The sequence below is a fragment of the Dermatophilaceae bacterium Sec6.4 genome (assembly GCA_039636865.1).
Lineage (GTDB): Bacteria > Actinomycetota > Actinomycetes > Actinomycetales > Dermatophilaceae > Allobranchiibius.
The window spans coordinates 2077793-2103935 of record CP144172.1; the positions used below are offsets into that span (position 1 = coordinate 2077793).

General features: G+C 65.0%; 27 protein-coding genes. 17 read left to right on the top strand and 10 right to left on the bottom strand.

Translation table 11 applies throughout. The features are described from left to right. Nucleotides 1-147: 147 nt before the first annotated feature. The 7 genes from V3G39_09980 to V3G39_10010 all read left to right on the top strand — a co-directional run bounded on the left by V3G39_09980 (nt 148) and on the right by V3G39_10010 (nt 7728). The gene (locus tag V3G39_09980; GenBank protein XAS74996.1) at nt 148-516 is read left to right on the top strand and encodes a metalloregulator ArsR/SmtB family transcription factor; all 369 of its coding nucleotides are present in this window, start codon (nt 148-150) and stop codon (nt 514-516) included. Between the two features lie 125 nt (nt 517-641). Continuing rightward, a complete protein-coding gene (gene nuoB, locus V3G39_09985; protein XAS74997.1) occupies nt 642-1004 on the top strand; it encodes an NADH-quinone oxidoreductase subunit NuoB in 363 nt (120 codons plus the stop codon). Then, complete coding sequence (locus V3G39_09990; GenBank protein XAS74998.1) at nt 1001-3064, top strand: proton-conducting transporter membrane subunit; 2064 nt, start codon at nt 1001-1003, stop codon at nt 3062-3064. The genes nuoB and V3G39_09990 overlap by 4 nt, the downstream gene beginning before the upstream one ends. After that, nucleotides 3061-4020, top strand: a complete 960-nt coding sequence (locus tag V3G39_09995; GenBank protein ID XAS74999.1) for an NADH-quinone oxidoreductase subunit H — start codon at nt 3061-3063, stop codon at nt 4018-4020. Before V3G39_09990 ends, V3G39_09995 begins: the two co-directional genes overlap by 4 nt. A 38-nt stretch (nt 4021-4058) precedes the next feature. Then, nucleotides 4059-4718 carry a hypothetical protein gene (locus tag V3G39_10000; GenBank protein XAS75000.1) on the top strand — a complete coding sequence of 220 codons (660 nt, stop codon included), beginning with the start codon at nt 4059-4061 and terminating at the stop codon, nt 4716-4718. After that, the gene (locus V3G39_10005) at nt 4718-6232 is read left to right on the top strand and encodes a proton-conducting transporter membrane subunit (protein ID XAS75001.1); all 1515 of its coding nucleotides are present in this window, start codon (nt 4718-4720) and stop codon (nt 6230-6232) included. Before V3G39_10000 ends, V3G39_10005 begins: the two co-directional genes overlap by 1 nt. Nucleotides 6233-6267: 35 nt before the next feature. Further along, the gene (locus V3G39_10010; protein XAS75002.1) at nt 6268-7728 is read left to right on the top strand and encodes an NADH-quinone oxidoreductase subunit C; all 1461 of its coding nucleotides are present in this window, start codon (nt 6268-6270) and stop codon (nt 7726-7728) included. Nucleotides 7729-7947: 219 nt separating this feature from the next. Here V3G39_10010 and V3G39_10015 read toward each other — a convergent pair whose 3' ends face one another. The 3 genes from V3G39_10015 to V3G39_10025 form a co-directional block, all read right to left on the bottom strand. Further along, nucleotides 7948-8256, bottom strand: a complete 309-nt coding sequence (locus tag V3G39_10015) for a hypothetical protein (protein ID XAS75003.1) — start codon at nt 8254-8256, stop codon at nt 7948-7950. A gap of 342 nt (nt 8257-8598) precedes the next feature. Further along, nucleotides 8599-8832, bottom strand: coding sequence for a hypothetical protein (locus V3G39_10020; GenBank protein ID XAS75004.1), 234 nt, complete (start codon nt 8830-8832; stop codon nt 8599-8601). After that, a complete protein-coding gene (locus tag V3G39_10025) occupies nt 8829-9254 on the bottom strand; it encodes a hypothetical protein (protein ID XAS75005.1) in 426 nt (141 codons plus the stop codon). The genes V3G39_10020 and V3G39_10025 overlap by 4 nt, the downstream gene beginning before the upstream one ends. 342 nt (nt 9255-9596) lie before the next feature. On the opposite strand from V3G39_10025, the gene V3G39_10030 reads away from it, so the two are divergent. The 5 genes from V3G39_10030 to V3G39_10050 all read left to right on the top strand — a co-directional run bounded on the left by V3G39_10030 (nt 9597) and on the right by V3G39_10050 (nt 13990). Further along, nucleotides 9597-9875: a hypothetical protein gene (locus V3G39_10030; GenBank protein XAS75006.1), complete on the top strand. Its 279-nt coding sequence runs from the start codon at nt 9597-9599 to the stop codon at nt 9873-9875. A 191-nt stretch (nt 9876-10066) separates the two neighbouring features. After that, entirely contained in the window at nt 10067-10315 is a 249-nt protein-coding gene (locus V3G39_10035) for an ANTAR domain-containing protein (GenBank protein XAS75007.1), read from the top strand. 864 nt (nt 10316-11179) lie between these two features. Next, entirely contained in the window at nt 11180-12094 is a 915-nt protein-coding gene (locus V3G39_10040; protein ID XAS75008.1) for an NADP-dependent oxidoreductase, read from the top strand. A gap of 386 nt (nt 12095-12480) precedes the next feature. Beyond that, nucleotides 12481-13203, top strand: a complete 723-nt coding sequence (locus V3G39_10045) for a succinate dehydrogenase cytochrome b subunit (protein ID XAS75009.1) — start codon at nt 12481-12483, stop codon at nt 13201-13203. A gap of 37 nt (nt 13204-13240) precedes the next feature. Next, entirely contained in the window at nt 13241-13990 is a 750-nt protein-coding gene (locus V3G39_10050) for a succinate dehydrogenase/fumarate reductase iron-sulfur subunit (GenBank protein XAS75010.1), read from the top strand. 604 nt (nt 13991-14594) lie between these two features. On the opposite strand, the gene V3G39_10055 is transcribed toward V3G39_10050, so the two are convergent. Beyond that, complete coding sequence (locus tag V3G39_10055; protein ID XAS75011.1) at nt 14595-16088, bottom strand: PQQ-binding-like beta-propeller repeat protein; 1494 nt, start codon at nt 16086-16088, stop codon at nt 14595-14597. Between the two features lie 412 nt (nt 16089-16500). Between V3G39_10055 and V3G39_10060 the strand changes: the two genes are divergently transcribed. After that, nucleotides 16501-17532: a YhjD/YihY/BrkB family envelope integrity protein gene (locus tag V3G39_10060; GenBank protein XAS75012.1), complete on the top strand. Its 1032-nt coding sequence runs from the start codon at nt 16501-16503 to the stop codon at nt 17530-17532. A 197-nt stretch (nt 17533-17729) separates the two neighbouring features. On the opposite strand, the gene V3G39_10065 is transcribed toward V3G39_10060, so the two are convergent. Together V3G39_10065 and V3G39_10070 are read right to left on the bottom strand one after the other, a co-directional pair. Beyond that, nucleotides 17730-18350, bottom strand: a complete 621-nt coding sequence (locus V3G39_10065) for a hypothetical protein (GenBank protein ID XAS75013.1) — start codon at nt 18348-18350, stop codon at nt 17730-17732. A gap of 198 nt (nt 18351-18548) precedes the next feature. Further along, nucleotides 18549-19325: a GAF and ANTAR domain-containing protein gene (locus V3G39_10070; protein ID XAS75014.1), complete on the bottom strand. Its 777-nt coding sequence runs from the start codon at nt 19323-19325 to the stop codon at nt 18549-18551. Nucleotides 19326-19815: 490 nt separating this feature from the next. Here V3G39_10070 and V3G39_10075 point away from each other — a divergent pair, with 490 nt between their 5' ends. The 4 genes from V3G39_10075 (at nt 19816) to V3G39_10090 (ending at nt 24311) form a co-directional block, all read left to right on the top strand. Then, nucleotides 19816-20295 (top strand): universal stress protein, encoded by a 480-nt coding sequence (locus V3G39_10075; protein XAS75015.1) that lies wholly within the window; start codon nt 19816-19818, stop codon nt 20293-20295. 6 nt (nt 20296-20301) lie between these two features. After that, nucleotides 20302-22947, top strand: a complete 2646-nt coding sequence (gene mgtA / locus V3G39_10080; protein XAS75016.1) for a magnesium-translocating P-type ATPase — start codon at nt 20302-20304, stop codon at nt 22945-22947. A gap of 92 nt (nt 22948-23039) precedes the next feature. After that, a complete protein-coding gene (locus tag V3G39_10085; GenBank protein ID XAS75017.1) occupies nt 23040-23630 on the top strand; it encodes a DoxX family protein in 591 nt (196 codons plus the stop codon). Nucleotides 23631-23978: 348 nt separating this feature from the next. Next, entirely contained in the window at nt 23979-24311 is a 333-nt protein-coding gene (locus V3G39_10090; protein ID XAS75018.1) for an ATP-binding cassette domain-containing protein, read from the top strand. Here V3G39_10090 and V3G39_10095 read toward each other — a convergent pair. From V3G39_10095 to V3G39_10110, 4 genes are all read right to left on the bottom strand, one after another. After that, nucleotides 24291-24719: a hypothetical protein gene (locus V3G39_10095; protein ID XAS75019.1), complete on the bottom strand. Its 429-nt coding sequence runs from the start codon at nt 24717-24719 to the stop codon at nt 24291-24293. The genes V3G39_10090 and V3G39_10095 overlap by 21 nt on opposite strands. Nucleotides 24720-24789: 70 nt before the next feature. Continuing rightward, nucleotides 24790-25215, bottom strand: a complete 426-nt coding sequence (locus V3G39_10100; GenBank protein XAS75020.1) for a PRC-barrel domain-containing protein — start codon at nt 25213-25215, stop codon at nt 24790-24792. A 6-nt stretch (nt 25216-25221) separates the two neighbouring features. Next, entirely contained in the window at nt 25222-25719 is a 498-nt protein-coding gene (locus V3G39_10105; protein ID XAS75021.1) for a general stress protein, read from the bottom strand. Between the two features lie 10 nt (nt 25720-25729). Then, complete coding sequence (locus tag V3G39_10110) at nt 25730-25972, bottom strand: hypothetical protein (protein XAS75022.1); 243 nt, start codon at nt 25970-25972, stop codon at nt 25730-25732. Nucleotides 25973-26143: the final 171 nt, after the last annotated feature.

Below are 26143 nucleotides of genomic sequence, written 5' to 3' on the forward strand. Positions count from 1 at the left end.
GCGGGCCCAGTGTTGTCACCCTTACTCGAACCGACCCGTTATCCACTGCTACAGTAATTGCAAGATTGTGCAAGTCTTCATATTCGTGCCCGAGACTCCAGGTAGTTGAGGGCGGCCATCGTTCAGGACCACTCCGGGAGGTAACGCATGGTGACCCCTCTGCATCAGGTAAAGGCCGAGTTCTTCAAGACCCTCGGCCATCCGCAGCGAATCCGGGTGTTGGAGGTTCTGTCCGATGGTGAGCACTCAGTGGGCCAGATGCTTCGTGCGATCGAGATCGAGGCCTCGAACCTCTCGCAACAACTGGCAGTCCTGCGCCGTGCCGGCCTGGTCACGACGCGCAAGGAGGGGTCGACGGTCTACTACTCCCTGGTCAGCAGCCAGATCGCGGACCTGATGGGTGTTGCTCGCTCGATCTTGACCAGCGTGCTTTCCGAGCAGACCCAGCTGCTCACCACACTCCAGTCTGATGCGGAACCTGCACGTCGCGACACGGTCCGCCGGGGCGGGTCGTGAGAGATCTGCTGCGCCTGGTCCACCGGACCGGACGGATAGCGGAACCGGCGCCGCCAAGGCCCCCGGTCGCCAGAGGAAACAGCAGCGCCGACGCTGTTTTCGGTGGCTCGATCCAGGTGCGGCACGTGGATGCGGGCTCCTGCAACGGATGCGAGATCGAGATCGCGTCGGCCTTCGGACCCGTCTACGACCTGGAGCGGTACGGCGTGCGACTGGTGGCCTCACCTCGGCACGCGGACGTCCTGCTGGTCACCGGGCCGGTAACCCGCAACATGGTGGATCCGCTCATCAAGGCCTATGAGGCGATGCCGTCGCCGAAGCGCGTCGTCGCTCTGGGTGACTGCGCGCGCGACTGTGGGATCTTCGCGACCGCCTACGGGGTGCTGGGGGCGGTCAGCGATTTCGTCCCTGTTGACATCACCATCGCGGGGTGCCCACCCGAGCCTGAAGTCATCATCGCCGCGCTGCGCGGGTTGAGCGGCCGATGAGCCTGATCGCATCCGGTCTTCTGCTTGTCGCGGGCGCCACAGCCCTGGCATGCGCGGGTGCGGCCTTGGCCTCACGCATTTCGCACCGGTGGCGGCCACTTCTCTCGGGGGCGCTGACCTGTCTGGTCGGCCTCGGCGGCGTACTCGCCGGCATGGGTGCGCTGAGTGGCGCGTCGTGGTCGGTGACTATGCCGCGCCTGCTGCCGTTGAGCCAGGCGGTGCTCGTGGTCGACCCGTTGGCTGGGCTCTTCATGACCCTGGTGGGTGTCGTCGCCATCGCGGCGGGCATCTACAGCGTCGGTTACCCCCATCCGCACGGCGATGAACATAAGGCTGCCGAAGGGGTCGGGTCGCGGACCGTGCAGGCAGCCCTGCCAGTTTTCGTGGCCGCTATGGTGGCCGTTCCCGCGGCCGGGAACGTGACGACCTTCCTGGTGATGTGGGAAGTGATGGCGCTGGCTTCGCTGGTGCTCGTGCTCGCCGAGCACCGGGCGCGACCCGAAGTGGGCCAGGCCGGGGTCTGGTACGCGGGAATGACCCACGCCGGCCTCGTGGCCATCCTGCTCGGCCTTGTAGTGTTCGCGAACGCTGCCGGCACTGAGTCGTTCGCAGGGATGCGGGCGGCGTCCTCGGGCCTGTCGTCGAGCACGCGTTCGCTGGTGTTCCTGCTCGTGTTCGTCGGGTTCGGGTCGAAAGCCGGGCTGGTGCCGCTACATGTCTGGCTGCCGCGAGCCCATCCCGAGGCACCGAGTTACGTCTCGGCGCTGATGTCCGCGGCGATGGTCAACCTGGGGCTGTACGGCGTGTTGCGGGTCGGGTTCGATCTGCTCGGTGGCGGCCAGCGGTGGTGGTGGATCCTGGTCCTCGCCGTGGGTGCGCTCTCCGCGTTGTACGGGGTCCTGCAGGCCGGGGCGGCCACCGATCTCAAGCGGCTGCTGGCGTACTCGACCACCGAGAACATGGGCCTGATCTTCATCGGTGTGGGTGCCGCCGGCATGTTCGCCGCCGCGGACAACGCGACGCTGGCCAGCCTCCTGATGATCGCTGCCCTGTTGCACACGGTGAACCACGCGGGTTTCAAGACGTTGTTGTTCCTGGGCGCCGGGGCTGTTCTGCGTAGCACCGGGCTGCGCGATCTGGACAAGATGGGTGGCCTCGCACACCGGATGCCGGCCACCGCCCTGCTCTTCGGGCTCGGTGCGCTCGGCGCCTCGGGCCTGCCCCCGGGCAACGGATTCGTCTCCGAATGGTTGCTTCTGCAGGGGCTGATCCACAGCCTGTCGCCATCCGGCTCGCCCGATGTCGCCACGGCCATCGCCATGCCGCTCGCCGTGGGCGCCGTCGCACTGACCGCCGGACTCGGTGTCGCCATGTTCGTGAAGGCTTTCGGGGTGGGGTTCCTGGCTCGGCCACGATCGGCCGAGGCGGCCGCAGCCACCGAGGTCCCTCGCACCATGCGTGCGGGCATGGTGCTCGCAGCGGTGTTCTGCGCGATCCTGGCGCTGGCGCCGCTGGCCCTGGTCCGCTCACTCCAGCGGGCGCTGCGCGCGCTGCCCTCCATCAGGCAGGAACGACCTGTTCACGGTGCCCTGGAACTGCAACTGTCGGGCATCCGAGGGTCGATGTCCCCGGTACTCATCGCGCTCGCCCTGACCGGGGGAGCGCTGCTCATTGCGTTTCTGGTGCGCCGTACAAGTGGTCAGCAGCGACGTACTGCTCTGGTCTGGGGGTGTGGAGGCACCCGACTGAGCCCGCGCATGCAGTACACCGCCACGGCGTATGCCGAGCCACTCACCCGGGTCTTCGACGACGTGCTCGGTCCCGAGCAGGACATTGACGTCACCCATCACGCCGAGTCGTCCTATCTCGTGCAGAGCATCCACTATCGCCAGCGCGTCGCCGACCGCATCGAGAATCGTCTCTATCCGCCCCTGTTCGCTGCGGCATTGTGGTGGGCGACCGTGGCACGACGCCTGCAGAACGGCAGCGTGCACCGATACCTCGCGTACGGACTGGTGGGTCTGCTGGTCGTGCTGATCGTGGTCGGGGTGTCGTGGTGAACGGGGCCACGACGTCATGGTCGGTGCTCGGCGTGGTCGTGCAGGTCATGCTGGTCATCGCCGGCGCCCCGGTCCTGGTTGCGCTGATGCGTCAGGTCCGGGCGAGGCTCGAGGGTCGCGTCGGCGCCGGACTGGGGCAGCCTTGGCGGGACTTGCGCAAGCAGCTGAGGAAAGAATCCATCGCGCCCGACGGTTCGACGATGGTTTTCGCCGCTGCGCCGGCCGTGGCGCTGAGTTCCATGGTGCTGATCGTGTGCGCCGCCCCGTTCATCACGACGACCTCCCCGCTCGACGGGGTGGCAGACCTGTTCGCGGTGGTGTCGTTGTTGCTGGTCGCGTCGATCGCTTTGGCCTTGGCCGGGCTCGACACCGGTTCGGCCTTCGGTGGCATGGGATCGAGCCGCACTGTCACCGTGGCCGCACTGGCCGAGCCGACGCTACTGGTGGCGGGCTTCGCTCTTTCGGTGCAGGTCGGGTCCTCGAACCTGGCAAGCCTGGTCGAGCACGGCCAGCGGGTACCAGGCACGATCTTGTCGCCGGCCAGCCTGCTGGCTGCGGTCGCGCTGTGGATCGTCGTCGTTGCCGAAGCTGGTCGACTGCCCGTGGACAACCCGTCGACCCACCTCGAGCTGACCATGATTCACGAGGCGACGATCCTGGAGTACGCGGGCCCAGACCTCGCCATGGTGGAGCTTGGTTCCGCCATGCGTCTGGCGGTCCTGCTCGGTCTATGGGGAAACCTGTTCCTGCCCTGGGGAGTGGCGACCACAGCCGGACCCGGCACGCTGGCTCTCGGTGCCATCGTCTTCGTCGTCAAGGTCGCTGCCCTCGGTGCTGTTCTTGCCGCGAGCGAGGTCTTCATGGCGAAGTGGCGTCTTTTCCGGGTGCCCGAACTGCTCGCGGGATCCTTCCTCTTCAGTGTCCTGGCCGTCTCGTCCTCCTTCTTCCTCTCATGACCTGCCCTCTCACAACCGCCACGGGAAGGAGATAGCTCGTGTCCGTCGCGCTGTTTTCACAGCTTCTCTACCTCCTTTGCGGTGGCTTGCTGCTGTCCTCGGTGCTGATGCTGTGGCGCCGGCAGCTGTCGGCACTGGTCGGCCTGCTGGCCGCCCAGGGTGTGCTGCTGGCGGGGATGGCCGCGCTGCTGGGGACCCAGGACGGCGGCCTGGAGCTGTACGTGGTCGCTCTGGGCATTCTCGTGCTCAAGGGTGGTGTGCTGCCCGCAGTATTGCGCCGTGTGCTGGCCAATAGTGGTGCAGCGCGGGAGACGCAGCCACTGGTCAATGTTCCTGCCTCGCTGCTTGCGGCAGCCATGTTGACCCTGCTGGCCTACGCGGTGAGCAGGCCGCTGGTGGAGCTGGACCCGACGCCGATCACGCACGCGGCGCCGGTCGGTATAGCCATGGTCCTGCTGGGGTTCTTCATGTTGGTCACCCGCCGCCGCGCACTGTCTCAGGTAGCGGGGTTCCTGCTGCTGGACAACGGCATCGCCGCCACTGCCTTCCTGGTCACGTCGGGGGTTCCGTTGATCGTCGAACTCGCAGTGTCGATGGACCTGCTGCTGGTCGTTCTGGTCCTGCAGGTCCTGACTGTCCGGCTCAGAACGGCCTTCGGCGACACGGACATCGGCGAACTACGGGAGCTGAAGGACTGATGCTCGAGATGGTCGGGGCTCCCGCCACCGGACAGGGCGGTTTTGTGGACGCCCTGCTCATCGGGGCTCCCGTGGCTGCCCCCGCACTCGCCGCCGTGGTGGCCCTCGCTCGCCGTACGCCGAGCCGCGCGACCGGCTGGATGAGCGTCGCTGCCGCATTCGTCATCCTGGGCAGTGGCGTGTTCGCTGCGGTGCTCACCGTCGACGGGTACGCCCTGAGAGCCGGTTCCCTGCTGCGCGTGGACGCCCTCTCCGCCGTGATGCTGATCGTGATCGGATCGGTGAGCGTGATCGCAACCTGGGCCAACGTCGACTTCGTGGGCAACGAACTGGCCTCCGGGAAGGCATCGAGCGCCGACCTTCGTCGCTACACCACTCTCGTGCCGACGTTCCTGGCGGCGATGGTCCTGGCGGTGTTGGCCAACAACCTCGGACTTCTGTGGGCTGCGGTCGAGGCGACCACCATCGTCACCGCGTTCCTCGTCGGCCACCGACGCAGCCGCGGCTCGGTCGAGGCGACCTGGAAGTACGTGATCATCTGCTCGGTCGGGATCGCACTGGCCTACCTCGGCACCATCCTCGTCTACTACGCGGCACAGCAGACCACCATTCCTGCCGGTGCCGCGCTGGAGTGGGATCAGCTGGTCGCCCACTCGACCGAGCTCGACCCAGGCGTGATGCGGATCGCGTTCGCGCTGCTGTTGATCGGGTACGGCGCGAAAGCAGGCATGATCCCGCTGCACAGCTGGCTACCGGATGCGCACAGCCAGGCCCCGGCCCCGGTCTCCGCACTGATGTCCGGCGTCCTGTTGCCGGTGGCGGTCTACGCCCTGATCCGCTACCGGGTGATCGCCGTGCACAGCTTGGACCCGTCGTTCGTGCGGGCGCTCCTGCTGGTGGTGGCGCTGGCGTCGCTGGTCCTGGCGACCTCGCTGATCATCGCCCAAGGCAACTACAAGCGGCTGCTCGCCTATTCGAGCATCGAACACATGAGCCTGATCGTGATCGGTCTGGCGATCGGCACGCCATTGGCGATCGCTGCGAGCCTGCTGCATATCATGGGACACGGGCTCGGCAAGGCTGTGCTTTTCTGCAGCGCCGGTCAGGTGCTACTTCTCGAGGGGACCTCCAAGATCGCCGGCGTCCGTGGGATCCTCGCGCGACGCCCGGTGCTCGCTGCTGTGTTCGGCGTAGGTTTCCTGGCACTGCTCGGTCTGCCGCCGTTCAGCCTCTTCGTCAGTGAGCTCGGTCTGGCGCGCGCCGCGTCCGCCGATGGCCTCACCTGGGTGATTGCCCTGGCCCTGATGATGGTGGTGATCGTCTTCGTAGCCATCACCACCCAGTTGGCTCCGATGATCCTGGGGTCGGGCAGTGGCTCGAGCGCTGCTGGGCGCGATACCGGCTCCACCACCCCGTTGGTCGTGGGCCTGGTGGCGCTGGCCACATTGGGCATCGTTGCCTGGCCGGTGGACCAGCTCCTGCATGCTGCCAGTCTGATCGCGGGCACACCGTGACCTGCCGCCGCCACCATGATCGCCACCAGGTCGAGGTGACCGTGGAGAGCCTGAGCGTCCGGGCACAGGAGTTACTTGACGACGGTTTCCGCCTGGCTCTGATCGCCGCCCACGAGGACGAGGACCGTTTCCGCATCGTCTACGTCTTCATCGCGCCCGGACCCGACCGCCGCGTCGAGCTCGTGCTGCCCACCGACCGCGAAGCACCCTCGATTCCCAGCCTGGCGGGGCTATCGTTCCCGGCGGGACGTTTCGAGCGGGAAATGCGGGACCTCTACGGCATTACGCCGATCGGTCATCCCCTGCCACGGCGCCTGGTGCGACACCAGCACTGGCCGCAGGGCTGGTACCCGATGCGCAGTGACGCCGGCCCGCCCCCACCATTCGGCTCGACGGAGGAGCCGTTCCCCTTCCTCACAGTGCAGGGCCCAGGTGTCTTCGAGATCCCCGTCGGACCCATCCACGCCGGCCTCATCGAACCTGGCCACTTCCGACTCTCGGTCGTGGGGGAGACCGTCCTCAAGCTCAAGGCCCGCCTGTGGTTCGTGCACCGAGGCATCGAAAAACTCGCTGAGGGACGTGACCTGCCAGACGTGGTGCCGCTGATGGAACGGGTATCGGGCGACACGGCTGTCGGGCACGCGTTGGCGTACTGCCTCGCCGTTGAAGAGGCCATGGGCTGGCCGGTGCCGGCCCAGGCCCAGGTGACGCGCGCAGCGCTGTTGGAGCTGGAGCGGCTCTACAACCACGTCACGGATATCGGTGCCTTGTGCAATGACGCTGGTCAAGGGTTGTTGAACACCCATGCCCAGCGGGTCCGGGAGCGGCTGCTGCGGCTGAATGCCGTCGTCACCGGCCACCGGCTGCTGAGGGGCGCGGTCTTCCCCGGAGGGGTGCATATCCGGGACTGGCCGGATGCGCGCGAATTACTCGAGATCGCCGCCGATGTCGCCGAGATCGTCGATCTCGCGTTGACCCACAGCGGCGTCCACGACCGCTTCGCCGGCACTGCGGTCCTCACCGCCGCACAGGTCAGGGACATCGGTGCGGTTGGTTACGCCGCCCGCGCGAGCGGCGTCGATCTCGATGCCCGCCGTGATCACCCTTTTACCGAGGCGACATCCGCGTTGACGGTGGTCACTGAAACGGGCGGGGACGTGCTGGCCCGGTTTATGGTGCGAGCCAGGGAGGTCCAGGCATCAATGGCCGTGCTGTTGCCGCTGATCGACGACGTCAGTGCCGGGGAGGTCGCGTGCGACAAACCCGTGCGGCAGCTTCGAGGAGCGTCCGGGTTGGGTCTGGTCGAGGGGTGGCGCGGCACCATCGCCCACCGCGTCGAGATCGGTCCGGACCATCGTCTGAGCCGGCTCAAGATTGTGGACCCGTCGTTCCTCAACTGGCCGGCGGTGCCCCTCGCGATGGTGGATACCATCGTCCCTGACTTCCCCCTGACCAACAAGAGTTTCAACCTCTCCTACGCAGGCAACGATCTATGAGCGCTTCTCGCGCAATAGTGCGGTGTGTGCACAGTTCCTCGACAGTCGCTTCGCGCCCGACCAGCGAGTTTGCCCACATCCGCACCCGCCCACTGTTGATTCACTGCACTAGCTGGTGGTGCAGGCTCGGCATGTGGTGTGGGCACAGCCAGAGCATGGGGGTGATCCATCGCGATTCAGGTGGCAGAGAACGGTCGGTTGCGCGAGATGTGAGGGCCCCTATTCGGCGGTGGTTCCCCGAGCGGCATTGCTCAACAACCGTGTCAGTTGCAGGTCATCCAGGGCGCTCCACGCCAACTCGTCCCGGTTGCCGGTGGGGGTCACCACTACGCCTGAAGGTGCCGTGACTGCTGGTGGTGCTGGGGTACGTCGCGGTAGGCAGGCGCGTACGAGGAGTGCACAGACCGCGGTGAAGCCCTTCGCCTGCCGGGTCGGGGTGGACGTGGCGCGGGCGTGTCGAGCTGGACCCAGTAGCCAGATGGCCGTCCAGAATGCTGCGTAGATCCCTAGCGCGATGAGGGTGACCATGGGTGGTGCTCGATTCAGCTCGGGTAGGTCGATACGTGGCATTGCCGACCGGAGGTGATCGGCGCAGCTGACCATGCTCGCGTATCACCGGATGATCTGAGCAGTGTCCAGATCAGTGCGGTGTACGCGTAGAAGGTGGATCTCGCGGTGTGCCCGATGGTGAGCTCATGCTCGTCGCGGTGGCCGTGGGGCAGGCCGCGATGTCCAGGCCGGCTGCGATGCAGCCAGATGTGAATCTACGCCCCTACGGGGCCCACGTACAGCGGCGCCAGGACGTCGGGTTCGCAGGTCAGATCACGATCCAGGTCGGCGCGAATGCGCAGGTTCAGGCCTTACCGCTGCTCACCGGTTCATGGCCGGCGGTTCATGCTGGCGCCTGCGATGTAGCTCTTGGGTGATGGTCTCTTCTCGTTGCCTCAGTGCGGCGCGGCGGGCAACCCCACCTGGTGAGGGCCGGTACCCGCTGGCAGCTGCGTCGGCGCTCACGGTGTTCTGCAGCCTGGTCAGATCCTGCAGTAGTTCTCGAATGCTCAGCCCGGTCAGGTCGTTGACCTCCGGTGCGCTCAGGGTGCTCATCGCGACCTGGTGACCGGGCAACCGTGCAGCGTGAACGCACCCGTTCGCGCACGCCGATGATGGTGGGTCACTGGGTGAAGGGGAACCGCGTCGCGGTGGAAATTCGTCATAACAGCTCCTTGCATCTGACGACGTGGGTGGGGCGGTGCAAAAGTTGCGTTCCCTGGTGGGAGGCCGCACTGTTCGGGACCGGTTCGAGCAGATCGGTGGTCGTTGCTGACGTCCAGGATCGCGCGAATGTCCATGTTGATCCGGTCGGTCTCGGACAAGGTTTCATCCAGGGTGTGCTGGCCGACCACCCGGCCCAGACAGAACAGCACCCCTTCCTCGTACTGCTTCACAATCTTCAGCGCAGTGACCACCACCGCGATGAGGAGCACGAGGAGGATGACGATGGTCAGGGAAAGAGTGGAAGAAGACACGAGAACCTACTCAGAGGCAGTGGTGACGTGCGAGGGGGCTTGAGGCTTGTGCCCCAGCGGCGCGGCGGCGGACGGCCACACCATTCCCGAACTGGCTGAACTGATCAGCAACTCGAACGCTACACCCGAAGGGATGACATCGAGTCCGGCTGCGGTGAGTGTTGGTGAGCGGCGTCGTCGCCACCATTGATCTGTCGCAACGAGAAGTTCTGGATGCCGGCCAGGGGTGGTTCTCGGTGGTTGGCGGTATCTTTGAAAAGGACCAGTCTCGCGGCGAGTGTCTCCTACCGGCGTTCCACCGCCAGCTGTGCCCATTGTGTCTCCAGCAAGAGGGGAACGGCAATGAGTGATCAGCCGCCGCATGTAGGTTCGATCAAGCCAGCCACCGAAACGCAACACCAGCAGATCGACGAAGACGACGCGGATCTACACACCAGCCTCGCCGATCTGGCCGCGTTGGTGACCAGTTCTCATGGTTTGGATCGGTTACTGGAACTGGTGGCGACGTATGCGGCCAAGGCGATTCCTGGCGCGGATGGTGCGGGGGTGACCTTGTTGCGGATTGACCGCCCGGATAACAGGGTGCAGGCGTTGGCTGCCAGTGACCCGTTCGTTGCCTAGATCGACCATATTCAGTACGTGACGGTGAACGAGGGCCCGTGTATTACTGCCGCGTTGGAGGGGCGCACGGTGCGTTCGGGGTCGCTGGGTGGGGAGAAGATGTGGCCTCATTTCGGGCCGCGGGTCGGGCGTCTGGGTGATGATCACGCCCAGGAGTTGGGTGAGTTGTTTGCCGCACCGGCGGCGGTGCGGTGCACAACGCGCACACCCTGTCTCAGGCGGTTGCGTTGACCACCCAGTTACAGACCGCGTTGGCCGACCGGCCTGTCATTGATGAGGCGATCGGGTTGATCCGCAGTCGCACGGGAGTCAGTTCGGTCCAGGCCCGTGAACGGTTGCAGACGATGAGCCAGCACGAGCACGTGAAAATGGTCGATATCGCCGCACACATGGTCGATGAAGCGGTACGACGCGCCCGCGCCCGCCACGCGGGCAGCTGACGTGACGGCGCGGAGGACATACGGACGGGCGGCAGCAGGCTCGTTAGCTCTGCGCTCGGGAGCGCTATCGGAGCAGATGCCGGATGGAAATCACTACCGCGCTGAGCGCAGATCTCGCTCTTTTGAGTGCCGCCCTGGGTGACCCAGTGACCGGCCCCAGGATTGACACTGCAGGGCTGGTCGCGGAGTCAGATATCCAGTTAGTGCTCGACGCGGCAACACCGGGCGCGTTCGTAGACCTGGCTGCTGACGAGCAAAATCTTGACGGTCCTGCGACCGGACGGCATGGATCTAGCGCGCCGGTGATGCGCCGTTGGCGCGTCACGCGCCCCTGATTGCCGTGGGCGGTAGCCGCCGCTAGGGGGGCTTCTCGGAAGGGATCGTGGTGTAGAGCATCGATCAGAGCACGTGAAACGCCGTAGTGTTGGTATTGCTGGGATCCCAGCAGGTCCGAATACCGGTCGGCCGTCCGCTGCCGCCGCAGGAGCATCCGCTCCGATCCGGACACCACGGCGATCGCTTTTCGTCAGGATCACCATGTCCACCACATCAGCACATCGCACAACAGTGCAGCAGGTTCGCCCCGATGCCCTTCAGACCGCAGGGCGGGCACGTGTGCCGGGCAAAGTCCCGGGTGTTCTCCGACCCCTCGGATGGAATCGGTAAAAGCACACCGGGGACACGCGGGGCGCGCAGGCGGGTCCTCACGTTTGAGGCATGGCTGGGCGGCGCCGGGATTCGGACCACCACCGAAGGACCGTCTCGCACGGCCGGGGGTCAGCACGTCCTGGTGGCCGTTGCCTCACCCGCAGTGCGCCCTGTTCCGTCGGGGCTCGGTGGACCAGACCGGCAGGAGTTTCGGTGATGAAGGCAGTTCAGTTCAGCGAGTATGGCGGTCCTGAGGTTCTGACGGTCGTCCAGGTGGCCGAGCCGCACGCCGGGGGCGCGCAGGTGCGTATCGCGGTGCGCGCGGCCGGGGTCAACGCGTGGGACTGGAAATTGCGGCAGGGTTTGATGAGGGAGCAGATGCCGCTGGATCTGCCGGCGGGTGTGGGCCTGGACGCATCTGGTGTTGTTGATGAGGTGGGCGAAGGAGCGCACGGTGTCGCTGTGGGCGATGCCGTGTTCGGTAGTGGCCCGGGCGTTGGTGGCTCGGGTGCGTACGCACAGTTTGCGGTGCTGGATCATTGGGTCGCGAAACCTGCGCGGATGGCCTTTGAGGAGGCTGCCGGGTACGGGGTGCCGGTGGAGACCGCTGTGCGGATCTTGGACCAGGTCGGTGTGCGGTGGGGACAGGTTCTGCTGGTCAGTGGCGCGTCGGGCGGGGTGGGGTCGGCGGTTTTACAGATCGCTATCGACCGTGGGATCACGGTGATCGCCACGGGTAGCCCCGCAAATCAGGATTATTTGCGCGGGTTCGGTGCTATTCCCACGACGTATGGGCAGGGATTGGTCCAGCGGGTGCGTGGAATTACCCCGGACACGATCGACGCGGCGCTGGACATCGCCGGGTCGGGGGTTATCGATGAGCTCATCGAGCTCACCGGTGACCCTGCGAAAGTGTTGTCGATCGCGGACTTTGGTGCGGGCGCGAAGGGCGCGAAAGTCTCAACAACTGCGGTGCGCCAGGAGGAGGCATACAACCAGGCCGCTGCGCTGTTCGAGGCCGGGAAGTTCACCCTGCCGGTGGAGCAGACTTTCACCTTGGAGCAGGCAGGCGCGGCACACCAGGCCAGCCAAGCCGGCCATGTCCGCGGCCGGTTCATCATCACGGTCTGAGATCCACCCGCGGCGTCGTGACGGTGAGGAGGTGCTCAGCTTGCCCGGGGGCAGTCCCTGGCTCCTGGGTACGGCGCCCAGATCGGCGCTGAGCGACGTCCGGCGCCAACGGTCTCGGGTGTAGCGTCAAAGTTGCTGATCAGATCAGCTGGTTCGGGAAGGGTATGGCCGTCCGCTGCCATGCCTCAGGAGTCTTTGCTCCGCGCCCTTTCGTCCTGGCATCCCTCTCGTTGTGCAGGTCCCCCATGATGATCAGCAAGCTGCCGTCGGCTCCGACTGATGTCGATACTGAATTGGCCTCCCCGGTCCTGTTCGTCCGGCACTCGATCAACCCAATACATCGTGTGCGCACGAATGATGTTGATGGGGCGGGTGGGCGGTAGCTGATGGCTCAGGACAGTGTTACCCATGTCAGGGCGGTTCGTGCCGGTTCGGGGGTGGCTTTGAAGGCTGCGATGGCGGTGTCGGGTTTGCTGATGGTGGTTTTCCTGGTGGGTCATATGTACGGCAATTTGAAGGCTTTCGCGGGGCGGGGCGCTTTTGATGGGTATGCCCACCACTTGCGGACCGTTGGTGAGCCGTTTTTGCCGTATTCCGGCGCGTTGTGGATTGTCCGGGTCGTGTTGTTGGTCAGTGTGGGGGTGCATGTTTACGCGGCGGTCGTGTTGTGGCGTAGGGCGCGGGTAGCGACTAGCGGGCGTGGCGGGTGGCGTTATGAGACGTCCAGGAACCGCGGCGGGGTTCAACGTACTTACGCATCGTTCACGTTGCGTTGGGGTGGGGTCCTCATTGTGTTGTTCGTGGTGTATCACCTGTTGAATTTGAGCGCGGATGTGATCCACCCTGGTGGTGTGTCCTCGAGCCCGTATGACCGGCTCGTGAATGGGTTCCAGATCTGGTGGGTCACGGCCAGTTACGTGCTGCCGTTGCTTGTCCTGGGTTTTCACCTGCGTCACGGGTTGTGGAGCGCGTTCGCGGATCTGGGGGCGAACACCAGCGTTGCTCGCCGCCGTCACCTGAACGTGTTCGCCACGACTGTGGCGTCGGTTATCACGGTTGGTTTCCTTGCTCCGCCTCTCGCAGTTCTCTTTGGATGGATAGGCCCATGAAGATTTCGCACGAGGTATTTGATGGTCGGGCGCGCTGATGGACTTCACCCTGCGGGTCTGGCGGCAAGCTGATGCGGGCAGTGCTGGTGAGATGGTCAGCTACCAGGTCGGTGATGTTTCTGAGCAGATGTCGTTCTTGGAGATGTTCGATGTGTTGAACGAGCGTCTCGTGCTGGCGGGGCAGGAGCCGGTCGCGTTCGACCACGACTGCCGCGAGGGTATCTGCGGATCGTGCGGGATGGTCATCAACGGCATCGCGCATGGCCCGCAGGCTGCTACGACTACCTGCCAGTTGTACATGCGTAGCTTCAATGATGGTGAGGTGATCGACGTCGAACCGTGGCGCGCGACCCCGTTTCCGATCATCAAGGATCTGGTGGTTGATCGCAGCGCGTTCGACCGGATCATCGCGGCCGGTGGTTACATCAGTGCACCGACCGGGGCGCCTGCTGAGGGCAACGCCATCCTGGTGGCCAAGAAGGCGGCCGACCATGCCTTCGATGCGGCGATCTGCATCGGTTGCGGGGCGTGCGTGGCTGCCTGCCCGAACGGGTCGGCGATGTTGTTCGCGGGGGCGAAGGTCACCCACCTGGGTCTACTACCGCAAGGACAGCCCGAACGGGACTCGCGGGCCTTGTCGATGATCGCCGCCCATGATGCTGAGGGATTCGGTGGGTGCACACAGATCGGGGAATGCACCGCGGTCTGCCCACAGAGCATTCAACTCGACGTCATTTCCCAGTTCAACCACGACGTCCTGCGCGCACTACTACACGGAGAAAACTGACCGGAGGAAGGCACCGACGCACACACCGCGATCGCGACCGATCAGACCCATTGGATGCCGGCCGGTCTTGCCGACAGAAGCAGCCAATCTGCCCCCTCGACCCAACTCCTGCCATCAGCGGGACCGCAATCCGCACCATTCGCACCTTTCGCACCCTGAAAGGATCGAGGAAGACCCAGCACGACCTTCCATCTCGCAGCGGTGAGCAGAGCATCCGCCACCGGCGCGAGTTCAATGCAACATCCGCCCTGGTCCAGAACGCCCACACCGATCCTGAACTCTTCACCGGCTGGATGGGTCCACGCGGCACCACCGTCCACCTTGATCGCTTCGAGGCCGTTACCAGCGGCGCCTTCGACCTGTACATCCAACGAGGCCTGTGACGCGATGCTGGCCGGCGGCCTGGACTCCGGCATGGACGAGGGCGGTTTCACCTGCGGCATGGCCCCGCTGCTGATGGAGGCCGACGTACAGGAAGCCCGCGGGGATCGAACCGCGCACCACGTGCGGCGTGCTGCTCCAGTGCAGACTGCGTCTGAAGATGAGGCGAACTGGCGGGTGGCTTCTGGGTTAAAGCTGCCCCCGGGAACTGCAGAATCAGCGCTCAGCGCAGGTAGCTCAGTGAGGTGGACGGATTCGTCAGGAAATTCGCGGGACCGGCAACCACCCCGTCCTGCGGGTCCCCGTATCCGCTACTTGTCAACCTCGAGCCGTTCGGATAGTCAGCGGTCCACAACTGCGCCCCGGCCGCGAGGGAGAACCCACTGGCGCGGGAATCATTCGTGATCACCACGCTGTCGTGGGTGCAGCGGATCTGCGGATAGGTCCCCCCGTCGAAGACCGTCGCCCACCGGCCGGCACCGCTGGACGGGTCGTAACCGGCGAAGACACCTCTCATGGAGGTCACGATCACGCCCCCGCAGTAGGCGACCGGCTCCTCACCCGTGTGCAGGTGGTGAGCATTGTGAACTGGATCAGTGGGAGCCCGGGTCACGAAGCTGCCCGTGGAGAATTGCGTCGTCAGGACCGGCTCGCCCGGTGATCGGTCGTCGGCGGAGAGTACTGAAACAGCGTTGTCGGCGACCTTGCGGTTACCGATGCTCATCTGACCTCTGCCCACTTGGGTCACGACGCTCTGGTCAATCACAGTCAGCACGTGGCCGGGTGCCGAGCGGATCGGTGTTCCCTTCTGAACCGCGAAGATAGCCGCCCGCCCGCCCACTTCGCTGAGCGAGACCAGCGCCCTACCGGCCAGTTCGTGCACCTGGGGGCTAGCTTCCTCGCCGGTAATCCCCGAGAAGCTCCCCTGCGGCTGGATGACGGTCACCAGGTGATTCCACTGCGGCGTGCCGTTCACCGAGAACCGCACGACCGTGCCCGCGGAGTTTGAGTCGCGGCCGAGGACATAGAACCCACTGGGTCTGACTCCGACTCCAGCGAAGGCAGCAGCGACGCTCGAGCCCGGTATCGGCGAACTCCGCAGGACAACACCGGTGGTCGGGTCCAGCCCGGTCAGCACCGCGCTACGGTAGGCAGCGCTGAGTTGGGGACGGCCGCTGAGGGGCTGATAGGCCAGCGGAACCGTCAGACACCACAGTCGCTTGTTCAGAACCATGCAGTCGTACGTCGAACCGGCGGGTGCGCGTCTGTGCCAGGTGACACCACCATCCGCCTTGCTCAGCCCGACAAGTTCGGCCTGCTGGGAACGTTGCACCGACACCACGACAACGTCGGCCACCGTCGCACTGGCGGTAACGACGCACGGGTCCGCAATCGGAGGGGTCGGTGTAACCACTGTTGGGCATCGCAGGTCCGGTGCGATCTGGGCCAACGGGTGTTGCCACCGCACCTTCGGGCTCGAAGAGACCCGCACCACCCCGTACGCAGCGCCGTCAGGCACGCGGGGCGGCGCAGACCGCAATGCGGCATACGTCGCGCCGAGCGCTAATCCGAGGACCACCACAACCGTCAGAACCAACAGGCGCGCCCGACTCGGGTGCGCCCTGTCGGCCCCCGACCACCTCTGCAACTGATCAAAATCGGCAACCTCTGCGCCACCGCCTGCGGCCTGCTGCAGACCAGCCGTCGGCGCCAGCACCGTAAAGGGGGCCTGCGACGAGGTGGCCCTGATCGGCTCGCCACAAACCCCACACACCCGGGCCTTGCGAGGCAGTCGCTGACCGCATACCGGGCACGACCTCGCCATCAACTCACCTCAGCCTCGGTGCATGCACCCGCCGACCGTACCTTCGATCACTTGATGGAAGATCGGATCAGGTCGTCCACCAGGGACGGACGGTCAGTCGATGCTCGGGACTGGACCTGACTGAGCTGCTTTGCGAGACCCGGTCACTGATCGTCATCTGAGACGATGGCCCTGTGATGATGGCAATGGCGGGGGACCGCCTTCAGCAGACGTGTCTCTGGTTGGGGTGGGTGGTCTGTACCGGTGCGCCCGGCCCGCGCGCTGAGGTCGCACCACGGCATTACCTACGAGGGCGCACCTTCAGATGAACGACGCCTCGGTCGCCACCGACCCGCGCAGTGACAACGAGCCCGACAAACCCAGCGCTGGCGGATTGACTGCAACGTTGGACGGTTTCCAGCGGCGCCATCCCCAAGCTGGATTCCCTCTTGCTGTCCTCTACAAATATTTCGATGACTCCGGGGGGTATCTTGCAGCGCTGATTGCCTACTACGGGTTCTTGTCGCTGTTTCCCCTGCTCCTGCTCCTGTCGACCATCCTGGGGTTCCTGCTGGCCGGCGACCCGCACCTGCAACAACAGATCCTGCACTCGGCGTTGAGCCAGTTCCCCGTCATCGGCAACCAGCTCAACGACCCCAAGAGGGTCGGTGGCGGCGCCACCGGCCTCATCATCGGAATCCTGGGGTCCCTGTACGGCGGCCTGGGAGTGGCCCAAGCCGTCCAATACGCGATGAACACTGCGTGGATGGTCCCCAAGAACAGTCGTCCCAACCCGTTCAAGGCCCGCGGTCGCAGCGTGCTGCTGCTGGGTACCGCTGGCCTGGCCATTGTGGGCACCACGGCGCTGTCCACCCTGGGCGCCAGCAACGTCGGATCCTTCGGGCCGCTGCTGAAGATCGTGGTGCTGGTCGCCTCAGTGCTGGTCAATGCAGCGGTGTTCGTGTTGGCTTTCCGTATTGCCACCGCCCGCAATCTGTCGGTGCGCGACGTCGCGCCTGGTGCGTTGGCCGCTGCCATCGTGTGGCAACTACTGCAAACATTCGGCGTGGTCTACGTCGGGCACGTCGTCAAAGGCGCCAGCGCGACCAACGGAGTGTTCGCCCTGGTCCTTGGACTCATTGCCTTCCTCTACCTCACCGGTGTCGCGGTCGTCCTGTGCGTCGAGATCAACGTCGTGCGGGTAGACCGACTACACCCCCGATCTCTGCTGACCCCCTTCACCGACGACGTCGTCCTGACCGGTGGCGACCGCCGCGCCTACACCGGGCAAGCGACCGCACAACGCAACAAGGGCTTCGAAGACATCGACGTCGAATTCCACCCGCCCGGCCAATAAATGCCGTCACACCAGCTGCCCCCATGTGACCATCGGTGACCCGGATGGTCGGGACTTGACCGGCCCTGTCCGGCGCGTCCCCGGTGCGTTCGTTGAGGCTGCGCCTGCGGCACCGGGGAGAATCTGCAGCGCGGTGTTCTGATGGGATGGACGTGGCGATTTGCCGACCATGGACGCGTGCTGCGGGGCGAGGCTCCTCACTGCACCAGGTTCGTGCCGCCGGGGGTGAGGGTGGTCAAGATTCTGGTTGCTTCGGTGAGTCTGTTGGTGGTTGCTTCCTGCGCGAGGGTGTCCAGTTCGGTGTGGGCCTGTTCACGGGTGTTGCCGCGGCCGATCAGGACCCCAATTGCTTCGCTGATCATCGATTCATCCTGGATGACGCCGGTGATGTCCGGTTCGCGCGCCAAGCGTTGATGCCGGTCCAGGTCGGCGCTATCGAGTTCGTTGCCGGTCAGGAACGCCAGGTCAGCGGCCAGGTCTACGAACGCGCCCGGTGTTGCCGCGTAAAGCACTACCTGGATATCCGGCAGGTCCTGGGTTGTGTCGGCCGGTCCCGGCAGTAGCAGGGATGTCGTGATGTCACCCGGATCAGCGGGATCCTCCAGCAGGGTCAGGCGCAGCAGGACCTGGTCAGCCAGTGCGCGGGTGCGCTCGGTGATGGTGATGCTCAGCCCGACGAACGAATCCACTGCGAGCCGGGTGGTGGCTGCCAGGTCCAGGACTGCCACGGCAACGTCAGTCTTGGGTTCCGCCGCGAAATCGAAAAGTGCGGAGGTGAGTAGGGTCAGGTCGGCGTTCAACGCGGCAGAAATCTTCATCCGGCATCTGCTCCGATAGCGCTCCCGAGCGCAGAGCTAACGAGCCTGGTGCCGCCTGTAACGAGTCGTCGCGGAGCGGTGGGTGCGGATGTGGCAGGCGTCAGGAGCCTGCCAGACTTACACATCCCTTGATCACCGTACGCCACTGGCCGCCTTGTCCGTAGCCCCTGCGGGCAGAAGGGTGGGCCATCCTGTCGCTCACCTGTCGGAGTGGCGAGCGCGGGCGCGTCGTACCGCTTCATCGACCATGTGTGCGGCGATATCGACCATTTTCACGTGCTCGTGCTGGCTCATCGTCTGCAACCGTTCACGGGCCTGGACCGAACTAACTCCCGTGCGACTGCGGATCAACCCGATCGCCTCATCAATAACAGGCCGGTCGGCCAACGCGGTCTGTAACTGGGTGGTCAACGCAACCGCCTGAGACAGGGTGTGCGCGTTGTGCACCGCGACCGCCGCCGGCGCGGCAAACAACTCACCCAACTCCTGGGCGTGATCATCAAAGACGTCCTTACCGCGGGCGTACACATTGATCGCACCCACCACCTGACCGGGAAGTAGCAACGGCAACGACAACGCACTGTGCACACCCAGGCGCCCGACCCGCGGCCCGAAATGAGGCCACATCTTCTCCCCACCCAGCGACCCCGAACGCACCGTGCGCCCCTCCAACGCGGCAGTAATACACGGGCCCTCGTTCACCGTCACGTACTGGATATGGTCGATCTCGGCAACGAACGGGTCACTCGCCGCCAACGCCTGCACCCTGTTATCCGGGCGGTCAACCCGCAACAAGGTCACCCCCGCACCATCCGCGCCAGGAATCGCCTTGGCCGCATACGTCGCCACCAGTTCCAGTAACCGATCCAAACCATGAGAACTGGTCACCAACGCGGCCAGATCGGCCAGGCTCGACTGCAGATCATTGACGTCGTCCTGAATCTGCTGCTGTTCTGCCTCCGTCGCTGGTTTCATCGGATCCGTTTGTTGCGGCTTGTCATTCATTGCCGTTCCCTCTTGTTGGAGACACATGGGCCACAGATGACGAGATCACGCTCGGTATGAAAAAGACACTCGCCGCGAAATGGCCCTACTTTGAAGGTACTGCCAGCAGCTGGGAACCACCCCATTCCCCGCATCCGGGGCCCCACCTTGCGCGAGGTGGCAGGTGGTGAACCCGCCAGTGAACAGGACCGGCCCGGCGGATATGCACATGTCATTCTCCGGCACCGCACGACAGGCATCGCGTGTAGAATTTGATCTGCTGAACCACTTCAGCAAGTCGAAAGAATCCCGCCGTCCGCTGCTGGATTCTCGGGCATCAGCTCGGTGTCGACAACTCGGTGACCACCCGCTCGATCGGGATCATCATGATTGTTCGTTCATCTATTTCCGTTGAATCGTGCCGCGGTTCCGCAGACGCCCCCGACTGTGCGGCAGCGCAGCGATGAGCGCCGAACCGCTAATGCCTCCTGCACGTCACGTGGTCGTCGGTGTCGACGGCTCCGAGTCGAGCAGGCAAGCGCTGCGCTGGGCGCGCGTGTTGGCAGCGCCGGCTGCAAGCACCGTGGAGGCCGTGATGGCCTGGACGCTTCACACGGAGTGGGGTGTCATGAGCGCCGGCATGGACGGGATAGTGCCGACCACGGATCCCGAAGCCGATGCCAAAGAAGTCCTGATAGCGACCGTCCACGAGGTTTTCGGTGATGACCGACCGGCTGGTATGTGCTTGTCCGTCCGAGAGGGCCACCCGGCAGAAGTACTGATCGAGGCCAGTCGGAGCGCATTACTGCTCGTCGTCGGTAGTCGAGGACACGGCGGTTTCGCCGGACTGTTGTTGGGCTCGGTCAGCGCGGCCTGTACGGCGCACGCTTCGTGCCCTGTCGTGGTTCTGCACGGCGACACCCCGCCACCACAAGTCCCCAGCAAGGACGACCATCAGTAGCGTGCGGTGACGACTGATCGGTCCGCTCGAGGTCCTGCTGCGACGTGGGAGGCCGAGACCGCGATAGTCCAGGCGGCCACCCAGGAGACCGGCGTCGTCCTGACGCAGCTCGCCACGTCTGGTGAACGCGGACTATCGGCTGACGACGTCGCCCGGCTTCAAGAGCGATGGGGTCCGAATGCGGTCTCCTCGCACAAAGCACGACTGCTGCCTGTGTTGTGGCACCAGTTGCGCTCGCCGTTACTGGTGTTGCTGCTCACGGCGGCAGCGGCGTCGTATTTCGTCGGTGAGCGCAGCGGCGCCCTCATCATCGGCGCGATCGTCGCGTTGTCGGTGGGGCTGGGATTCGTGAACGAGTACCGTGCCGAAGCGGCGGCCGAGGCTCTGCACGATCAGATCCGGCACGAGACGGTCGTAACACGCGAGGGGTCGCCGCGTTCGGTCGACGTGACGGAGCTGGTGCCTGGCGACGTGCTCGACCTGCGTCTGGGCGACATCGTGCCGGCCGACGTGCGGCTGCTGTCGGTCGTCGGGTTGAGCTGCGATGAGTCAGTGCTGACCGGTGAATCATTGCCGGTCGAGAAGACTGCGGCCACCGTCTCTGCGCAGACGCCGCTGGCCGATCTGATCGGTTGTGCGCTGATGGGCACGGTGGTCAGCGCCGGCAGCGGGCGATGCGTGGTCGTGGCGACCGGCGCGCACACTGAGTTCGGCAAGATCGCCGCCGGTTTGAGTACCCACCAACTCGATACGGAATTTCAGCTGGGATTGCGCAGGTTCTCGATGCTGCTCGTATATGTCGCCGGCGCGTTGACCACCTCGATCTTCGTGCTGAACGTGGCCCTGCACAAGCCGATCATGGATGCGCTGCTCTTCTCGCTGGCGATTGCTGTCGGAATAACGCCGCAGCTGCTACCGGCGGTCGTGTCCAGCAGCCTGGCTGCCGGGTCGCGGCGGATGAGCAGGCGCAAGGTGCTCGTGAAACGGCTGGTGTGCATCGAGGACCTGGGCAACGTGGATGTGCTGTTCACCGACAAGACCGGCACCCTGACCGCGGGACGCATCGACTTCACCCGTGCGGTTGTCGCAGGCGAGTCGGACGCCGAATCGGTCGTGCGGTGGGGCCTGCTCGCCACCGAGAACGGCGGCACGAACGGCGCAGCAGTCGGCGGCAATCCCCTTGACCAGGCCCTGTGGCGAGCACCGTCAGCCGATGGGCTGAAGGCTCGACTGGCGACCTTCGAACGGCTCGGCACGGTGCCGTTCGATCATGAACGCAATATGGTCTCGACACTGGTGGGGGACACCTCGCGGCAGCTGACACTGGTCACCAAGGGCGCGCCGGAAGCTGTGCTGGATCGTTGTGTCGATGTCTGCAACACGGCCCGCGAGGCACTGGCCCGGGAGTTCGCTGCGGGGAACCGAGTCGTCGCAGTAGCCACCCGGAGCGTCACCTCGACCACGGCTCCGACCACGGCCGACGAGCAGGGAATGCAGTTGGCCGGCTTCCTCGTCTTCCTGGACCCACCGAAGGCGGACGCCGCTGCGGCGCTGGCCCGGCTGGCCACTTTGGGCATCGCGGTCAAAGTCGTCACGGGTGACAATGCGGCCGTGGCTGTCAAGGTGTGCCAAGAACTCGGACTTGACGTCGGCGGGACGCTCACGGGTGCGCAAATCAGCGCCCTGGACGACGACGCGCTGCAGGCATCGATTGCGACGACGACGGTGTTTGCACGCGTCAGTCCGCAGGACAAGGCGCGGATCGTGCGGGTCCAACGGCGCAGTGGTGGCGGTGTCGCCTTCCTCGGTGACGGCGTCAACGATGCGCTAGCGCTACACGCCGCCGACGTCGGCATCTCGGTGGACTCCGCAACCGATGTCGCCAAGGACGCCGCGGACGTCATCCTGTTGGAGAAAGATCTGGACGTGCTCGCCGACGGTGTTGCCGAAGGGCGGCGCATCTTTGCGAACACGATCAAATACGTGCTGATGGGCACGTCGAGCAACTTCGGCAATATGTTCTCCGCGGCTGGTGCCTCTGTCTTCCTGTCGTTCCTGCCGATGCTGCCCTCCCAGATTTTGTTAAACAACCTGCTCTACGACACCAGTCAGCTCGCGATTCCCACCGACAACGTCGATGAGGAACAACTGCGCCGCCCCTCCCACTGGGATATCGCCTTCATCCGACGCTTCATGATCTTCTTCGGACCCCTGAGCTCGGTCTTCGACTTCGTGACCTTCGGGGTGATGTTGTGGGTCTTCCATGCTGGCGCCGCAGAATTCCGATCCGGCTGGTTCGTAGAATCCCTCGCGACGCAGACTCTGGTCATCTTCGCGATACGGACCCGGCGTATCCCGTTCTTCCGCAGCCATCCGAGCCTGCCGCTCACCCTCGCGGCGCTGAGTGTGGTGGTGGTGGGGGCGGTGCTACCGGCCACCCCGCTGGCCCACATGCTCGGATTCAGCCCGCTACCCGTAGCTTTCTTTGCGGCGCTAATCGCCATGGTGCTCGGCTACCTCGTGCTGATCGAATTCGGGAAGCGGCTCTTCTACCGCACCGGGCCCGTACCCGCCGGTCGTCGACAGAACAATCGCAGGCACACGCTGCGCCGCAGGGCCGGTCGGTTCAGTACTTCGGCTGCACGTCGCTGAGAAGTACCGGCCACGTGTATGGGGACGTTCGCCTCTACCTTGCGTTGCCTGCTTGCAGGAGCGTTGTGGCAACAACTCAGGAGGTCCCCGTCATGACTATTTCCCGATCACTGCATCGGTCCGACACTCATCCAGAACGGCCGCCGCTGCCGGTGGCCACGCTCACCTCGGCCGCCGCAAAGGCGCTGGCGGTGCTGCGTATTGCGATCGGTTTCGTATTCCTGTGGGCCTTCCTCGACAAGACCTTCGGGCTGCACTATTCGACACCGTCGGCCAAAGCGTGGATACACGGTGGCTCACCTACGAAGGGGTTCCTCAGCGGTGTCGCGGTCGGCCCGTTCCAGTCCGAGTTCCACTCGATCGCCGGCACCTGGTGGGCGGACGGGTTGTTCATGCTGGGCCTGCTCGGCGTCGGTGTCGCGTTGATGGCAGGCGTGGCCGTGCGAATCGGTGCTGTCTCAGGAGTCCTGCTGGTGGCCGGAATGTGGCTGGCGACCTACCCGCTGGCGCAGTTCGACGCCACCGGAGCGGCAACCCACTCCACCAATCCGCTCATCGATGACCACGTGCTGGAAGCTCTCATCCTGATTGCTGTTGCCCTCACCTGCGCGGGAACGACATGGGGCTTCGGGCGGATGTGGGCGCGGATACCGTTTGTCAGCCGCCACCACTGGGCACTATGAGCTGACAGGTGGCTACAGCCGCCAGGCCGCGGGTCAGGACAGCTACTGCGTTGCAGCTGTCCTGACTGCACGGCTGTCGTCATCACCGTCCGCGACGCGCGCGGCGCAATCGACCGTGACCCTTGCGGCAGTGTGCGATTCCTCGGCAGTTATGACCCTTCACCGTGAGGTCGTCCGGGTGCTCGACAGCATGTGATGCCAATCGCGCCGTGGCGCCATTGAGCGAGGCCCGCCACCTCGTCTAGGTAGGTCGCTCGGTCGACTCCCTCTGCCGCGAACGCTGCACGGGCGGCGCGATGAAGCGTTGCCGTGAACTAGAAGTTCACACGATGAGTGCAGGAGGTTTTCGTGGGCACCACCGGTCGCGTTACCGACGTGGTGATCCAGGCCGTGGACCTGCGCAAGAATTTCGGCAAAGTAATTGCGCTGGGCGGTTTGGACCTGTCGGTCCGCCGCGGTGAGGTGCATGGCTTCCTCGGCCCCAACGGTTCCGGCAAGTCGAGCGCCATCCGGATTTCGCTCGGCCTCGTCCGAGCCACTGGCGGCACGGTTCGGCTCTTCGCCGACGATCCGTGGCGTGCGGCGATCGAGCTGCATCGGCGGCTCGCCCATGTGCCCGGTGACGTGTCTGTGGTCCGGTTGACCGGTGGCGAGTCCCTGTCAATGGACTTCGTCGTGTGAACCGGCCTTGCGGGTGGTTTCCTCGTCAGCAAGCTCGCCGTCGGCGGGACCCCATCCAGTGTGGGTGCGGCCGCTTTCGTACCCGCCTCCGTCGCCCTGACTTTGTCCGCTGGAGGCTGCCATTCCTCCCGGTTGGGAGCGACGATCATGATCTCGCCACGCGTCGCCGTCACCGTGGTGCCGCCCCCCGGAGGAGGCCGACTCTTCCTCAGCGAGCTCGCCGTCGGCGGGACCCCACCCGGTGTGTGTGCGGCCACTTTCGTAACCCTCGCCGCCGCCCTCGCTCTGTTCACCGGAGGCTGCCATTCCTCCCGGCTGGGACTGGCGCATGTCATCTCGCCACGCATCGTTTCCACGGGCCTGTTCTTCGTGGACCTCCGCGTCGCCGGCCCGGTCTTCGTCGCTCATGGTCGAACCTCCATCGAGTAGCAGGTGGATGAGGCGGCGCCTGTTGTCTGTCCAGTACATGCCTGCCGGGTCACAGGTGGTACATCCCGGTGTGGTCCGGTAGGTAGCCATGACCCCAGTGCGACACGTAGCCGAAGTGGTCGGCGATATTCGCGTGGTACACCCGGTCATCGACCAGATGGGGAACATACCCGGGCGCCGAGGCGACCCGTTCGCGCGTCTGGTCGATGAGCACCTTGTCGTGAGTGATCTTCGTGACGGCTTCGACCGGTAGCAACGTCTTCGATTCGCCCATCCCGAGGAATCCGCCATGCTCGATCACCAGGAAACGGACCTTGTGCTCCTGGTCGTCGACGAGCAGGTCGGACACTTTGCCGATATCGGTGCCGTCGGTGTCTTCGACCGTGTAGCCACGGACGTCGTTGACGGTGCCGTCGATGGTTTCACCGCGGTCACCGAGCGTGTAGAGGGTGGCGATGGGCTTTTTCTCTGTCATCGGTGTTCAGCTCCTGGCGTTCTGAGGCATGGTCTCGAGCAGCTCGTGGGCCCGAGCGGCTTGCTTGTGCTCTACGAGGACCTCGTATTTGGTGGCCACGATCTGCTTGACGGAGGCGAAGTCGCGAGTGCCTCGCCGGGTGGTGGTGCTGTAACCAATCTGGCTCCAGGCCAGACCGAAGGCCGCTCCGAGCAGCGGCGTGGTCGCGAGGTAGCCGACCTGGTTCTGGGTGCTGAAAAGACTGAAGACGATCCCGACGAACAACCCGATCCAGAGCCCCGAGAGGGCGCCGGCAAGGGCGATCCTGCCTCGGGTCAGGCGGCCGGTGACGCGCTCGACGGAGCGTAACTCGGTGCCTACGATTTCCAGGTTCTGCACTGCGAATCCCTGATCGGCGAGGTAGTCCACACATCGTTGAGCCTGGTCGTACTGCCCGTACACACCCAAGGGCATCGGGTATTCCAGTTGGATGCCGGCGGAGTCGAGTAGTTGATTCTTCAGCATGGCAGGGGTCCTATTCGGGGTCGGTGCGTCGTGCGGACTCGGTCAGGAGCCGGGTCAGCTGAAGATCGTCCAACGCCGTCCAGCGCATCCCGGCCGCGTGGCTGCCGCCGGGCATCATGTCGTCCTGGAGCGGTGAGCCAGCAGGCCCGCCAGGGGCAGGGCTGCGATCGTGCCGATTTCGGTGCATCAGTTGACGTGCCAGGTAGGCCGTGGAACACACGGAGGCGATTACCACAGTGATGAAGATGATCATGAGTTGTGCTCGATTCACTTCGGGTTGTTGATCGCCGATCGAACGGGTCGGCGCAGCTGGTGCTCACGTGGTGCCTGATCGCTGGTGCGGCGAGGTGAACGTGGCTGAGGTGATTCCCCGAAGTACCCGGTGGTGAGCGCATGCTCGTCGTGGTGGCTAGGGCAAACCACG